16 protein-coding genes are annotated in these 13,256 nt (G+C 46.0%); 7 read left to right on the forward strand and 9 right to left on the reverse strand.

Features of this window, described 5'->3' with window-relative positions:
* The first annotated feature begins 94 nt into the window (after positions 1-94).
* Positions 95-286, forward strand: a complete 192-nt coding sequence (locus tag PTW35_RS20375) for a hypothetical protein (protein ID WP_281028721.1) — start codon at positions 95-97, stop codon at positions 284-286.
* A 17-nt stretch (positions 287-303) separates the two neighbouring features.
* Here PTW35_RS20375 and lhgO read toward each other — a convergent pair whose 3' ends face one another.
* Positions 304-1,563, reverse strand: coding sequence for an L-2-hydroxyglutarate oxidase (lhgO, locus tag PTW35_RS20380; protein ID WP_044621304.1), 1,260 nt, complete (start codon positions 1,561-1,563; stop codon positions 304-306).
* A 335-nt stretch (positions 1,564-1,898) separates the two neighbouring features.
* Between lhgO and PTW35_RS20385 the strand changes: the two genes are divergently transcribed.
* Positions 1,899-2,114: a hypothetical protein gene (locus PTW35_RS20385; RefSeq protein ID WP_281028722.1), complete on the forward strand. Its 216-nt coding sequence runs from the start codon at positions 1,899-1,901 to the stop codon at positions 2,112-2,114.
* A gap of 105 nt (positions 2,115-2,219) precedes the next feature.
* Here the strand turns inward: PTW35_RS20385 and PTW35_RS20390 are convergent, their stop codons facing one another.
* The 3 genes from PTW35_RS20390 to PTW35_RS20400 form a co-directional block, all read right to left on the reverse strand.
* A complete protein-coding gene (locus PTW35_RS20390; RefSeq protein ID WP_281028723.1) occupies positions 2,220-3,131 on the reverse strand; it encodes a hypothetical protein in 912 nt (303 codons plus the stop codon).
* A 343-nt stretch (positions 3,132-3,474) separates the two neighbouring features.
* On the reverse strand, positions 3,475-3,897 hold the full coding sequence (locus PTW35_RS20395) for a DUF3010 family protein (protein ID WP_039463909.1): 423 nt from the start codon (positions 3,895-3,897) through the stop codon (positions 3,475-3,477).
* Positions 3,898-3,976: 79 nt separating this feature from the next.
* On the reverse strand, positions 3,977-4,483 hold the full coding sequence (locus tag PTW35_RS20400; RefSeq protein WP_281028724.1) for a M48 family metallopeptidase: 507 nt from the start codon (positions 4,481-4,483) through the stop codon (positions 3,977-3,979).
* Between the two features lie 162 nt (positions 4,484-4,645).
* Here PTW35_RS20400 and PTW35_RS20405 point away from each other — a divergent pair, with 162 nt between their 5' ends.
* Together PTW35_RS20405 and PTW35_RS20410 are read left to right on the forward strand one after the other, a co-directional pair.
* Complete coding sequence (locus PTW35_RS20405; RefSeq protein WP_281028725.1) at positions 4,646-5,098, forward strand: isoprenylcysteine carboxylmethyltransferase family protein; 453 nt, start codon at positions 4,646-4,648, stop codon at positions 5,096-5,098.
* 90 nt (positions 5,099-5,188) lie between these two features.
* Positions 5,189-5,596, forward strand: a complete 408-nt coding sequence (locus PTW35_RS20410; protein ID WP_281028726.1) for a hypothetical protein — start codon at positions 5,189-5,191, stop codon at positions 5,594-5,596.
* Here PTW35_RS20410 and PTW35_RS20415 read toward each other — a convergent pair.
* Positions 5,590-6,369 carry a helix-turn-helix transcriptional regulator gene (locus PTW35_RS20415; RefSeq protein ID WP_044621302.1) on the reverse strand — a complete coding sequence of 260 codons (780 nt, stop codon included), beginning with the start codon at positions 6,367-6,369 and terminating at the stop codon, positions 5,590-5,592. The two genes, PTW35_RS20410 and PTW35_RS20415, sit on opposite strands and share 7 nt — an antisense overlap.
* 147 nt (positions 6,370-6,516) lie before the next feature.
* Between PTW35_RS20415 and PTW35_RS20420 the strand changes: the two genes are divergently transcribed.
* From PTW35_RS20420 to PTW35_RS20430, 3 genes are all read left to right on the forward strand, one after another.
* On the forward strand, positions 6,517-6,897 hold the full coding sequence (locus tag PTW35_RS20420) for an STAS/SEC14 domain-containing protein (protein ID WP_281028727.1): 381 nt from the start codon (positions 6,517-6,519) through the stop codon (positions 6,895-6,897).
* Positions 6,898-7,022: 125 nt separating this feature from the next.
* Entirely contained in the window at positions 7,023-7,691 is a 669-nt protein-coding gene (locus PTW35_RS20425) for an acyloxyacyl hydrolase (protein WP_052829636.1), read from the forward strand.
* An 87-nt stretch (positions 7,692-7,778) separates the two neighbouring features.
* Complete coding sequence (locus PTW35_RS20430; protein ID WP_044621301.1) at positions 7,779-8,675, forward strand: 6-carboxytetrahydropterin synthase; 897 nt, start codon at positions 7,779-7,781, stop codon at positions 8,673-8,675.
* Between the two features lie 73 nt (positions 8,676-8,748).
* Here the strand turns inward: PTW35_RS20430 and PTW35_RS20435 are convergent, their stop codons facing one another.
* The 4 genes from PTW35_RS20435 to PTW35_RS20450 form a co-directional block, all read right to left on the reverse strand.
* Entirely contained in the window at positions 8,749-10,275 is a 1,527-nt protein-coding gene (locus PTW35_RS20435; RefSeq protein ID WP_281028728.1) for a phospholipase D family protein, read from the reverse strand.
* Between the two features lie 321 nt (positions 10,276-10,596).
* Positions 10,597-11,163, reverse strand: a complete 567-nt coding sequence (locus PTW35_RS20440) for a NapC/NirT family cytochrome c (protein ID WP_281028729.1) — start codon at positions 11,161-11,163, stop codon at positions 10,597-10,599.
* Positions 11,164-11,171: 8 nt separating this feature from the next.
* The gene (locus PTW35_RS20445) at positions 11,172-11,570 is read right to left on the reverse strand and encodes a cytochrome c3 family protein (RefSeq protein WP_044621299.1); all 399 of its coding nucleotides are present in this window, start codon (positions 11,568-11,570) and stop codon (positions 11,172-11,174) included.
* 54 nt (positions 11,571-11,624) lie between these two features.
* Complete coding sequence (locus PTW35_RS20450) at positions 11,625-13,220, reverse strand: FAD-binding protein (RefSeq protein WP_281028730.1); 1,596 nt, start codon at positions 13,218-13,220, stop codon at positions 11,625-11,627.
* Positions 13,221-13,256: the final 36 nt, after the last annotated feature.

Consider the following 13,256-nt stretch of genomic DNA (forward strand, 5'->3'; position numbering starts at 1 on the left):
TTGAAGGAATAGTACTAATAGTTGATAAGTTTTAATAATTCCTTTCGCGAGTCGGGGCGTATTGTTTGAGCAAATCAAACAAGGAGCTATTACAATGAACAAACTTAAATCTATGATTAATAAAATGATTGTAGAAACTCGCCGCGATTGCCTAGCCACTGTCGTGCATGGCTACCAAGCCGATTACTCATGGCAGGTGCTGGGATATCAATCCCACACGGAATACGAAAGAGATCTGGCTCGAAGCTTACTTCGCCAGCGCGCCAAACGCCACAATGCGTTATAGGCCAAGCTGTGCCCTTGTTAAGCCGATACGGGATCGCGGCGTTGCCGGGCAGCGACATTAACAGGATTGGATGCAGCTTGTACCTTGTCACAAATATAGCTGCCGATAGGGATTGCTGAAGTCGCTGCTGGAGAGGGGGCATTGCAGACATGAAGGCTGCGCGGACTCTCAGCAAAGAGAAAATCATGGACTAGGGTGCCATCACTTCGCACTGCCTGAGCACGGATCCCCGCTGGATAGGGTTGTAAATCAGCAGTTGTGAGTTGCGGGCAGTATTTATTCACCAGTTTGAGGTAGCCAGGTTTCCACCAAGAGTTTTTGGTTTCAGCTAGGCCAGCCTTTAGGTGGTTAAAGGTAACTTTCCAGAACCCGGCATAGCTCAGCATGTCTACCGTGTCTCTGATACTGAAGTTAATGTTACTGTATCCTTCCCGCTTCCAACCCTGTACAGCGTTGGGGCCAACAGTAACGCTGCCGTCAATCATTCGGGTGAGGTGCACACCGAGAAACGGCAAGTCAGGATCGGGAATTGGGTAAATTAAATGATTCACGATATGGTTGTGCTGCGGGGCTAAGCGGTAATATTCTCCTCGGTAGGGGATAATTCGGAAGTCGGTATCGATATTCATCATCCGGGTGAGCCTATCAGCCATCAAACCAGCACAACTGATTAAGAATTTTCCTTTTAACTGAAAAGGCTGACCATCGCTCTTGCACTCAATCACAACGCTATCCGGTTTTTCTTCAACCGCTTTGACTTCAGTGCGTTTGGTAATTTCACCGCCGAGTCGGACAAATAATTCGGCCATCTTGGTTGTGATCTGCTTGTAGTCCACAATGCCGGTTGCTTTTACCAGCATGGCTCCAAGGCCAGAGATATTGGGTTCCTGTTGCTTCAGCTGTTCTTGGCTAAGGTGTACCACCTCAATTTCATTGGCCAGGCAACGTTCATAAAGGGCTTCCATCCGCTTCAGCTCGGCGGTATCGGTGGCCACCAATAGCTTGCCACATTGTTCGAAGGGAATGTGGTGTTCGATACAAAAAGCTTTGGTCGCTTTTTCCCCGGCTTTGCACAGGGTGGCTTTCAGGCTTCCTGGCTCATAGTAGACTCCTGCGTGGATCACTCCGCTGTTATGGCCGGTTTGATGCGAGGCGAGCTGGCCTTCTTTTTCGATGACGATAATGGATGCACTGGGACAGCGTTGTTTGAGCTGCCAAGCTGTTGATACTCCAACTATGCCCCCACCGACAACGATATAATCGTACACCTTATCCATCTGAAGTCCGTTCCTATTGTTTTCAAGCAAGTGATTGAAGCCAGAGAATGATAAATCGCGCTACCTTGTTGATCAGTATAGGTAAACCGAAATAGTAAAGCTGCGAGGCTGAGCACAGAGCATGAAATGTAAAAGCACGTATTTAACACTATGTATATTGGTGACTATTTGTTCGATTTTGTATCTGGAAGGCACCTATCACAGCGAGTTTAACTGATTGGATATAAAGTATTTACTCAGGGGTGAGGCAAAACCGGCAGGACGCACCATACTTGTAACGTATTCCAAATGACCGTTTTTTTGAGGTGGCTTGGATATAGCAATAGGAGCGATCAGTGATGCTTAGGAAAGTCAGTGAGGTCGAATTTTACAAGTTATTCACCGTGATCGGTGGTTACTTTCTTCTCTTTTTTGGCGCTTTTCATTTATTGAGGTGGATGAAGAGTACCAATCTACTTATCTATGTGTTTGTTGTTGTTTCTGTCGTCGTCAGTGCACTGCTGATCCTGACGCTGTATAAATTAAGGAAGAGGAAGAACTACCGCCGCTGAAAAGGGCAACGGTAAAGTGCCAGACAGAATGGTGGTCTGCGCTAATTTAACTTCACATGGCTACCCAAGCTTTATGCAAAGCTTGGGCTGTTTTTTTGGGCTGGTCTATTGGTTCATCGAGAAATCAATAAGTTCGACCAAATATGCTTTTTTCTTAGAGTCATTTTTTTCGATGCCTTTAACAATGCCCAAGGCTGGGTTTACCCATACTTCAAGGCCTACAGGGTCATTGTTTCGAAGCGCCATCAAGCTGATCAAATCCCTATCTGTTTCTCCGTAACACTGGCCGGCAATTTCATCGCGAATATAGAACTTCATGGCCTCAATTTTCTTCGAGTTAACGGTAATCACCTCAGTTGAAGCTCGTGAAAAATCGAATGTTCTCGTCACTGTTATCTCATCACAACGAGTAATATCGTCATGAGTCTCTTCTACACCATTATCTTCAAGTAAATAGTGGATATCTTCCGTCGACAAACCGGAGAGCTCAGATACAAAGGTTGCTTGATACTTTCCTAGTTGTGACAGCGCAAAGTCACCGTTGGCAACAAAGTCCGGAAGTGCCCAAAGCTGTTGGTCTTTGCTGGCATCTTTATCGATGTAGGTAATAAAGTGCTTGTTTGCCAGCTTGCCTGCAAAAGAGCTATCTTGATCTGTTGGCTGGGTTAGTTCGGCATCCTGATATTCAGTGGTGTTAACTGAATAGAAGCTATCAATACCTTCTTCGTTTGCAAGTTTGTTGAGGATGTCGTAGACAGCGATGTCACTGTCTTCAATCATCTGATACGTGCTTTTTTCATAATTCGCTTCGACCAAAGCATCGTCTTCCATAAAAGAAGAGTTGTACTCTTTGATTGATAACGTTGTGCTATTGAGTTTTGCCGCATCAAATGTTGCCCCTTTTAACGGGAAATCGACTTTCGGTACTGGTTTCTTGTTGTCTGGCGTTGAGCTGCCGCCACCACCACAACCGGCTAGAAGAGCAATGATTGAAAGGCTGATAATCGTTTTTTTCATTATAAGACCGAGTAAAGTGAGTTTGATAAAAGGTATATAACTGTTTATTTAACAATTCGGCAGGATTATAGGTGGAGGAGGTATGGATATGTGTCGTGAATTGTATTGACTCTGTATGACATCGCCGGTTATGTGTGAATTAAGTGTTTATTGGAAAGAGTGCTCGAGAAGGGGGGATTGGAAACGAGGAGAGAGGCTTCAGATTTGTGATAGATAGCGTGGAGAACTAATTGATACAACTGTAATGGATTGTCTGGTCTGAACAGTGTGAAAAGATGACTATTGATAGAGTCCACCCAGTAAAAAGCCAGCATCGCTGGCTTTTTCGATGTATACGTCGGTGTTATTTACCTAGGTATGCATAGCCTGTCATGAAGGCAGCTTCTTGGAACTGGCGCAGGCCGGTCGCGCGGAATTCGATCGCTAGCGGGTTGCGCTTCAGCTTTTGCTTGATCTCTTGGCTTGTGATGAAGTCCACTTCAACACCGTCAATTAGCTGGATCGCCGCTTCAAGTTTGAAGCCAATTGCGCTGCCGGCAAACTTACCGCGAGTTTCACGCGTACGGATCACAACACGGTCAATTTGGTAGTCATCCAGAAGCTTTTTGAAAGTCTGCTGGAAGTTACGCATTTGCTCATTGTCCATTGAGTCTTGCATGATGAACTTTTGAGCACGGCATTCTGGAAGATCGAACAGACCGTTACTCTTGGTAAGAAGGCAAATGACGGCCTCGTTGCTACGAAGCTCAACAGCACAAATTTTCATGTAAACACCTAATAATGTAGTTAGCAGGGTATTTTAGGCCAATGAGCAATAAATACCAGAAATTAAATAAAGCTTACCGTTAGTTGTACAGTGGGCCGTCAATTTCTAGCTGGGTTAACAGCAAGCGGGCATCCAGCTCGAGCTGGTGGTAGTCTGGTTCCATGTGGCAGCATAGCTGGTAGAACGCTTTGTTGTGTTCTTTTTCTTTGATATGGGCAAGTTCATGTACCACGATCATTCGCAACAAGGGTAATGGTGCCTGCTTAAAAATAGTCGACACCCGAATCTCATTTTTGGCTTTGAGTTTGTTGCCATGAACGCGAGAGACGAAACTGTGCATTCCCAAAGCATGGTTGACCATGTGGATTTTACCATCATAAGCCACCTTGCTAATAGGAGACGATTTTTTCAGGTACTGGTTTTTCAGCTCAATCACATAATCGTAGAGTGCTTTCTCTGACTGGATCGTATGTTGTTCCGGGTATTTTCGTAACAGGTAGCGCTTAAGGTTACCGTTCTCAACCAGTTGACTAACTTGGCTAATAAGTTGGTCGGAGTAGCCCTGTAGGTATTTGAGTTTTTGCATGCGCGCAGCCAAGTATCGATCAAAGAGTGGATTGATCGGCGATTCTAAACATTTTGTGATGGGGGAGCAATGCTAGGTTATCGCTTACAGGTAAACTGGCTCTACACTAAAGATAGGCTCAAGCACTGGGATTCGTTTGGGTTGTTGAACAGGAGACACTAAATGGAATTACGTTTGCCGCCACCAGTCATTGTCTTGATCACCCTTGGGTGTATGTTCGCCCTTTCTCGCTATTGGCCTCTATATAGCTTTGCTTTTTCAGGGCAACATTATGTGATTTTACTTTTCTGTCTCCTTGGCACGTTGCTGGGACTCTCGGCAGTGTGGAGCTTTGCCAAGGCGAGGACAAGCATCGATCCGCGCTTTCCCAATAAAACCTCCAAGCTAGTAACAACAGGAATCTATCGTTACTCCCGTAATCCAATGTATCTTGGTCTGTTGAGCTTCCTGTGCGCTGCTTTTGTCTATTTCTCGGCACTCAGCCCACTGGTCATGATTGTAATGTTTGTGTTTTATATGAATAACTTTCAAATTGCGCCGGAAGAAGCCGTTCTGCAAGCTATGTTTGGCGAACAGTTTGAGCATTACTGCCAACAGGTAAGGCGCTGGTGTTGATTGGCGAATTGTGTTTTTTTGTCTCCATATCACGTTTTTAAACTACGCTTTAATTTAGTGATGCCTAAGGATATTGCTTAGGGAGGGGACGTGGAAATTATAAAAGTAATAGATAAAAATATTTTACCTTTCATAAAATTACCATTGGCATGTTTGTTTGCTAAAAGCGGTGAAGTGGATTTTTTTCGCTCCAGCTTTCAATCTCATACTTCTGACTTTTCAAGAGACAATAAGTGCCTTATTCGACAGGCGAAAAGAGAAATTGCCAGCATCAAGGGCAACCTTGCGCACGCTGGTTATGATACCTCTCAAATAGTTAGGGTTGAGGTTACATTATCACTTAGTATTGCTGACCAACCTCTCGATGAGCTGTATGAGTTGTTGAAACCATTTGCTGGCGAAATAGAGATTCGATATGAGGAGTTAAGTGTTTTTTTTAGTGAACCTTCATTATCGCCATCTCAATTAGTATCAATTGAAGTGCTGGCTCTTCAATAAGTTGTTTTTTTGATATAAGAAGTTGGCGTAGTCCCTGTTTGCTTGCGGAAAAAGCTAATGAAGGCGCTATCGCTAGAAAATCCTAAGTCAAAAGCCACAGCAGACACCGGTTTATTGTCGGAGAGCAGTTCAATGGCTTTCATCAGGCGCCATTGCTGGCGCCATGCCTGATAGGGCATACCTGTTTCCCGGGTGAAAATACGCGAAATGGTCTTCTCACTGGCCCCAATTGATAGCGCGGCCTCATTGAGCGGAGCAGGGTTATGCCCTTCTTGTTTGAGTTTATCTAACCAAGCTGCCAGCCTAGGATCGGATGGTAAGGGTAGCAGCAGGGTTTCATCCGGGGATGACGCGAGCTCCTGCCAAAACAAATTAACAACAGCTTCTTGTTCATTGAATGGCATTTGCCATGACCAAAAGGCCATCCTCTCAATAAGTTCTCGAAGCAATGGATTTACGCCGATGATCCTGATCTGGTCTGGATAATTGACTTTTTGCCTGGTATCGAAATATAGCGAGCGATAGGCGACGACGTTCGTCATGACTGCACAGTGGTTGATCCCCGCTGGAATCCAGGCAGCCCGCGTAGGCGGCAAGATACATTGGTGATTTTCCAGCGTAATGCTCATAGAGCCGGAGGGGGCGTAAAGCAATTGGGCCTTCTGATGGCAATGCATTCCTGAGTCGTGGCGGCCAATATTGGCCGCAATGCCAACGACTTGGCTGTTAATCCTATCGGGGTTGAATCTGTCTTGCTCGGTGATAAGTGCCATGTTGAAAAGGTAAACGCTGGGCTTTGGGTAAATAATAGCGAGATCACTGAGTTAAGTATACGTAGATGTAAGCTGGTGGCTTCACCCTGCTAGTCAGGCCTCTTGGGTATAAACTATTGAGGTAGCCGGATTCAAAGAGGAACAGACATGAGCTATGTCCATGGTATCCACCTTGAGGTCGAGCACTTAGACGAAATGATCTTTATGGAGTTGAAGGCAGTTGGCACCTTGACCCACGAAGATTACCAGAAGATTACGCCATTGATTGAAGAGGCGTTGGAGGGAGTCGACAATCCAACCGTCAATGTGTACGTAGACGGGACAGATTTTGAAGGATGGGATCTTCATGCCGCATGGGATGATTTGAAACTAGGTTTAAGGTTTGGCCGTAAATTCAACAAAGTTGCTATCTATGGCAATCAGCATTGGCAAGAAGTCATGAGCAAAGTGGGTAGTTGGTTTGTTAGTGGTGAAGTTCGTTATTTCGAAGATTCGCTAGAGGCGATCAGTTGGTTGCGAGAGGAGTAGAACCGAGCTGAAATAAGATAGCTGCCTAGTATTGCCTGGGTGTTTCCATTAAGATGCTGATAGTTTTGGGGAAAGGTAAGCAGACCCTATTGAGAATGATAAATTTCGCTACAGGTATGGTGAAAATGAAAAGGAATGTAATTGCATCTGGGGTTTTGCTGTCGCTGATTTCGATGCACGCATGGTGTGATGAAAGTGCTACTGGACAAAAAGTTGCTGAAGCGTCCCAGGCTCCGGGTTTTCAGTATTTCGCTGGTCTTCGTGGCGGTGGCAATTTGCTTGGCAATGACGATACCGCTTCAGTGACTTCTGGCAGTATCGATGCTGATGATGGCGACTTCGGTGCCTTCGGGGCATTGGACTTCGGGGTGTATATGCCAGATCAGCGTGGGCGTGTGTACTACAGTTTTGAATATCATACGGCAACGACGCAGTTCAATGGTGCAGATGCGTATGATACCAATGTCGGCCTACACCTGATCAGTGCTGATCATATTTTTCGCCCGCAGGGAACAGTAAAACCCTTTGTCGGCCTCCATATTGGTTATGCTTTCGCAGAGACCGATTCGGATTTTGCAGGTAAATACGATGAAAGTGGCGTTGTCTTTGGCTTCCAAGCTGGTTTGGGCTGGCAGGTGATCGATAACCTGGGCTTCGAGGTGGGCTTGCGCCACACGGTTCTGCCGTCTGAACGCAGTTCATGGCAAGCAGAGAGTGATGGCAAGCCGGTAACGGTCGAGACGCAGCTGAAAGGGGTAACATCTGCCTATCTTGGCGCCACCTATCGCTTTTAGTGGTTTTTCGATTAGCCTGAGCGGTTTACTCAGGAATTTAGCTGCGTATAATGCCTTGCCGCAACCAGAATCAGTAAGGACTTCAGTTTGAAGCTATTTGTTAGAGATCTCACCGTTATTGATGCCTCTTACCTTTGCCAGCAGCGAGGTATGGTAGGGGAGAGTTGGATCCTCGATGTGGTGATGTCGGGCGAATTGAATGAAATGAGCATGGTGCTTGATTTCAGCCGGGTAAAAAAACAAATTAAACAGATCGTTGATGAATATGTTGATCACCGATTGATTGTCCCGAGCCAAAGTGCTGCAATTCGCACTGCCGCAACCCAACCAGGCTATGCCACCGTTGATTTGTTGCGTGGAGACAAAAGCCTTCATTTGCACTGTCCTGAACAAGCATACTGCTTCATTGATGACAGCGAAGTTACCATCGAATCTGTTACACGCCATATCTACAAAGTGCTGGAAGGTAAGCTGCCGGACAATGTCCAGGGCTTGGAGTTAACCCTTCGTCATGAGCAAATAGAGGGGCCGTACTATCACTATAGCCATGGGCTGAAAAAGCACGACGGAAACTGTCAGCGTATCGCTCATGGCCACCGTTCTCCGGTTGAATTACTTATTAACGGGCAGCGTAATTTGTCGCTGGAGCAAGAGTGGGCTGAGCGCTGGCAGGATATTTACCTAGGAAGCACAGAAGATGAGTGTACGCTTGCTGAACTTAACCTGAGCCCGTTCGCTGCTAAGGTGAATGAGCAAAGCCATCATGCATTTCGCTACACAGCACCACAGGGTGAGTTTGAGCTGGCAATCGCGAAAAATGATGTTGAGATGATTGGTACTGATACCACTGTTGAGTTACTGGCGCAGTATATCGCTGAGCAGGTTAGCTTGTCAGTGGAAGCGGGCTCAGCCATTGATGTGATAGCTTATGAAGGTGTCGGTAAGGGCGCGATGGCGACAGCAATTGGTAAATTGGACGCATAGTTATAATTTCTTTGTTGTAAAAAGCCCCATCAATGTTGTGTTGATGGGGCTTTTTCTATTTTTTGATAGGGGTTTAAAGCTGATTTTCTATCGGTAGTAATCCTGCAAGCCAAGCTGAAAATCTGAGCCAAATACTGGCATCAGGTTCTATGTGGGTAATTGAGCCGTCAACGTCGTTGTGCCATTCCAGCTGACCTTCCTCATCTAACGTGAGCCGGTAGGTATTCTTGCGTAGGTTTCGGTCAATCTCTTGGTAGACGATACGACCAAACTCTTCTGATTCAATGAGAATGCCCATCTCGGTATTCAAGTAGGCCGAACGTGGATCAAAATTAAATGAGCCAACAAATAAATCCTTACGATCGATGATGAAGGTTTTCGCGTGCAAACTGGTACGAGAACTACCTAACCAAGAGCGCTGTTTCTTCAGGCTGGGATCGACCTTCACCTCGTACAATTTCACCCCGCCAGCCAGCAAGGGCTCTCGGTACTTGGCGTACCAACCATGGACAGCAAAGACATCGTTTGATGCCAATGAGTTCGTAATAATCGTGACATCAATACCGTCCTTGGCTGCTTGGGTCAGCGCATTTGTCCCCTGAACGGTTGGGACAAAGTAAGGGGACACCAAAAGTAACTCGTGCTCTGTTTGAGCGAGGATCGCACTAAGCTGGTGGAGCATGAGGTCCGTTTCTTCGGGCGAATATATCTTTGATGGAAGATCGTAGTGTACTTCAGCTTTCCCCCAGTAAAATGCTAAAGATTGATCTTTGATATGCTGGGTCAGAGGTAATTCAGCCAGTGATTTAATGTATCTTGAGTTTTTGAACTCTTGCTTTAGTTGATCTTCCCAATTATTTATCTCATCTTTTGTCGGTTTGGTGGCATCATGAACAAAAGACTCGATAGGGGTAGATGGTTTGCTGTTCCAGTACATATCAAATTGTACGGCTACGTCTGTAACAGAGTGACCGAGCATCAAAATGTCAAAATCACCGAAGTCGACAGCGGTGTTAGCGGAAAAATATTCATCGCCAATATTTCTTCCTCCTGTAATGACAAACGCATTGTCTGCAATTAAGGCTTTGTTGTGCATACGTCGATTAAGGCGGTCAAAATCGCCGAAAAATCCCAAAACACGCGCGGAGCGGTGTTCAAACGGATTAAAGAGCCGAATTTTGATATTCGGATGACTTGCAAGCTGTGCCATGGATTTATCGTTTCGAGACTGCATGTCGTCAAGCAATAGCCTAATACGGACTCCTCGTTCGGCGGCTTGGTATAGGGCATAGGTCATCAGTGAACTGGTGCTGTCATCACGGTAGATGTAGTACTGCAAGTCGATACTGTGCTCAGCAGAGTAAATCAGTGCCAAACGTGCTAAAAAAGCCTCCTGCCCATCTCCAAGAGGGTAAAAGCCAGTTAGCTCTGGGTGCTTATTGATATATGGCAGCGCTTGATTGGCCAGCTGAGTTTGAGAGTCGAAAGGGATGGTGTAACTGGGAGTCTTTTCTGCTTCAGGTAGAGAGGAACAGCCAATAAAGGAAAAAAAGCTTAATAAAACAGCAATGTAACGAAAGAAAACAAACAAATAAGCCATATCTTTTTTAGTCAGACTCCTTCTCAAAGTTACGTTTGATTTTAATTGGCGAAACTCACGTTGACAAATTTAAATAAAAATTTTGTGTTGGCCTTTGTAAGAAAAAATAGTGATTTGATTCTGAAAACTACATTCATACATCATTGATGTACTTGATTTGAATATAATGTAATTTGTTGTTTCTTTTGGTAAAAAAAGATTCGGCTTAGAAAGGGGTAACTGCTGACCAATTTAACAGCTCAAGGTGAAACTATTAAAGTTGCTTTTTGAGTGGTAGGACTAAAGGCCAGTACCGAGTCGATGCTGACCTTTTTAAATTTCTTATTCAGATTCGAAATTATATTCTGGATGACGTTTGTTTAATTCGCTTCTCAGCATGCCGTTATGGCCCACGGTTACGTGACATGACACACACTGTATTGGATCTCCCTTTTCCAATTGGGCTTTGTAGTGCGCATGTGTCTGTAGTGATTTCGGGTTATTGGCTTCGGCTTTGTCCAGCAGCTTTTGGTGGCAGTTAAGGCAGCCACTGTCAAATACAAAACGTTCTCTTTCATCACGGCGAGCTATCCAGTCTATGTTATCGGTATTGGTAAAGTTTTCGACAAAGACATCATTAATACCGTGCTTGGTCTTGTCTAGCATATAGCCAAATACCGAGTCTTGGGGGAGGTGGCAATCGACACATTGAGCAACAAAGCCATGGTCGTTTTGGCCCCCATGCACATCAAGCTCATAGGTTTTTGCCATAGGCTCCATGGAATGACAGGAGCCGCAGAACTCAGCTCCCGCGGTGCTGTGTGTGACTTCTGCTGTAATCAGGCTTGCACCTGTACCGACTACTCCTCCGATAACGAGCAGGAGCGCGATAAACCATTTCTTTTTCATAAAAGCTCCTATGGCACCTTACCCATCCAGGATGTGGTTTTGTGGCAATCCGAACATAAGTTGGTGGAGGGCTCATGCTCTGCGTGGCATTCATAGCAATCCAGGGAGTACCCATCATGGAAAGAGTTATGTGGGTTGGTGTGGTTCTTATCCATGAACTGAAGTCGCTCCGCCACTTTTTGCGCACTACCGTGGCATGACAGACAGGTTTCCGTTTCCAGTGGCTCGAACTCATCAGGATTATTGCCTTGATGGCACATAACACATTCAAATTTGAGCGCTTTATGATGTGGCTTCAATGTGTATTCATCAGCCAATGCGGTCCAGTCAGGCTCGTCGTTGGCGTACACCCCTAGCGCTGTTGACGTGAGCAATAGCGTCAATAAAGCAAGCAATACGTTTTTCATAAGCAAGATTTCATGTCTGAATGAAAGGGCGGTGGCTGCCGCCCTTCATATTATTTATACCCAAGGTGTTGCTTTTGCAGCATTTTCACCAGCAACCATACCGAACGTACCGCAATCAATCGTTGAGCAAGCGGTTAGGCGAATATAGCCATAGGTCCCGGCAGATGCTTCGCCGCATACAAAGGCACCCTCAATAGGCTCGCCGGTAACCACATCGACGGCTTCGGCATTTGGCGTGATCATGGCGCCGCCCTGAGCGTAGTTATATCGTGGGTTTAACTGCATCGCGTAATAGGGAGCCTGTGAAATAGAGGTTGCCCCCTTGAGCACACTTTTGGGCTTGTGGAATTCGTCCTGATCTCGCTCCATATTGGTGTTGTACTTATCGATGTTTGCCTTCAATAGACTGATATCCATATTGAAGTTATCGGCAAGCGCCTGCAGGGTTTCGAATTTCCAAATGGTGCCGTTTATCCCGTTCTTGCCGTCCATCGAAAGGTGGAAGCGCTGTTGGTCATGATAGTGGTCGGCACCTTTTTGGTCATAGATAAGTACGGTATGCTCGCCATCAATATGGCGCCGCTCCTCCAGGATCGCCATTCCGATGGCCTGGCGGTCATTGTGGTTGTACTCGTCGACAAACCGCTCCCCGGTGCGTGGGTTGACGAGAATCCCCCAGCGGATATCTTCTGTCGGGATTGGAAATGCAAAGCGGAATAGTGTCATGTGTATTGGCTTGAAGCCTGCGTTGACCATTGCTTTAATTGCGCCGGCGGTAGCGCCTGGCTGGGTAGTGGATGCCGCATTGTACATTGCACCAACTTCGTCGCCGCGGAATTTACGATCTTGGTTATAGCCACCGGTTGCCATCACTAGTCCGCGCTTTACCTTGTAGTATTTAACCGTTCCTGATTTGTTGATTGCAGGGTTATCGTTGTCGCCAAGATCATCGTGTTTTCGATTGAAGCGATATTTCTCGCGGACCTTAACCCCAATAACACGACCTTGCTCATTTCGTAAAATCTCATCAAGTAAGATTTTCTTGCGAACTTCCACATTGGCTAGGTTTTGTGCGCAGTAGCCTTGTAATTTTTTGATAACTTCAGTGCCGCCTCCCTTAGGCCAGACACAGCGAGGTTTGGAGTGACCGCCTAGCTTTTTAACGCCGGTACCATTGCCAATCGACATGTCGTACTCAACGCCGTGTTCTTTTAGGAAGTTATATAGCTTCAGTGTTCCTTTGGCGGCTACTTCTGTAAGTTCACGGTGGTTATAGCCCTTGGCCTCACGCTCAATGTCTTTGAGCAATAGCTCCCATGAATCATCGATTACGCCTATGTTCTTTTGTAAATCGGATCCGACAACCGCCATATTAAGACCCGAGATAAGCGATGATCCCCCAAGGCGAGACATTTTGTCAGCGACCACTACTTTGGCGTTGGTATCGGTCTCGGCGGCCCGAATGGCGGCGATCATCCCTGACATTCCAGAACCTATAACCAACACATCCATCTCCTCATCCCATTGAATCTCTGATGGATTAGCTGCTGCATAAGCAGGGGATGACAGCCCAAGAGCTGACACGGGGGCTATTGCGGCGGCACTCAAGCCCATTTTCAAGAAATGGCGGCGTGAATTATTTTCAGACATAATCGATGCTCCCTATGCAAACAATGCACTTTTATT

Origin of the sequence: Photobacterium sp. DA100, assembly GCF_029223585.1 — a bacterium.
Lineage (GTDB): Bacteria > Pseudomonadota > Gammaproteobacteria > Enterobacterales > Vibrionaceae > Photobacterium.

Excerpts from the sequence above, each read along its gene's own strand:
- PTW35_RS20375 (WP_281028721.1), top strand. The coding sequence starts at position 95 with ATGAACAAACTTAAATCTATGATTAATAAAATGATTGTAGAAACTCGC.
- lhgO (WP_044621304.1), bottom strand. The coding sequence starts at position 1,563 with ATGGATAAGGTGTACGATTATATCGTTGTCGGTGGGGGCATAGTTGGA.
- PTW35_RS20390 (WP_281028723.1), bottom strand. The coding sequence starts at position 3,131 with ATGAAAAAAACGATTATCAGCCTTTCAATCATTGCTCTTCTAGCCGGT.
- PTW35_RS20395 (WP_039463909.1), bottom strand. The coding sequence starts at position 3,897 with ATGAAAATTTGTGCTGTTGAGCTTCGTAGCAACGAGGCCGTCATTTGC.
- PTW35_RS20400 (WP_281028724.1), bottom strand. The coding sequence starts at position 4,483 with ATGCAAAAACTCAAATACCTACAGGGCTACTCCGACCAACTTATTAGC.
- PTW35_RS20405 (WP_281028725.1), top strand. The coding sequence starts at position 4,646 with ATGGAATTACGTTTGCCGCCACCAGTCATTGTCTTGATCACCCTTGGG.
- PTW35_RS20415 (WP_044621302.1), bottom strand. The coding sequence starts at position 6,369 with ATGGCACTTATCACCGAGCAAGACAGATTCAACCCCGATAGGATTAAC.
- PTW35_RS20420 (WP_281028727.1), top strand. The coding sequence starts at position 6,517 with ATGAGCTATGTCCATGGTATCCACCTTGAGGTCGAGCACTTAGACGAA.
- PTW35_RS20425 (WP_052829636.1), top strand. The coding sequence starts at position 7,023 with ATGAAAAGGAATGTAATTGCATCTGGGGTTTTGCTGTCGCTGATTTCG.
- PTW35_RS20435 (WP_281028728.1), bottom strand. The coding sequence starts at position 10,275 with ATGGCTTATTTGTTTGTTTTCTTTCGTTACATTGCTGTTTTATTAAGC.
- PTW35_RS20440 (WP_281028729.1), bottom strand. The coding sequence starts at position 11,163 with ATGAAAAAGAAATGGTTTATCGCGCTCCTGCTCGTTATCGGAGGAGTA.
- PTW35_RS20445 (WP_044621299.1), bottom strand. The coding sequence starts at position 11,570 with ATGAAAAACGTATTGCTTGCTTTATTGACGCTATTGCTCACGTCAACA.
- PTW35_RS20450 (WP_281028730.1), bottom strand. The coding sequence starts at position 13,220 with ATGTCTGAAAATAATTCACGCCGCCATTTCTTGAAAATGGGCTTGAGT.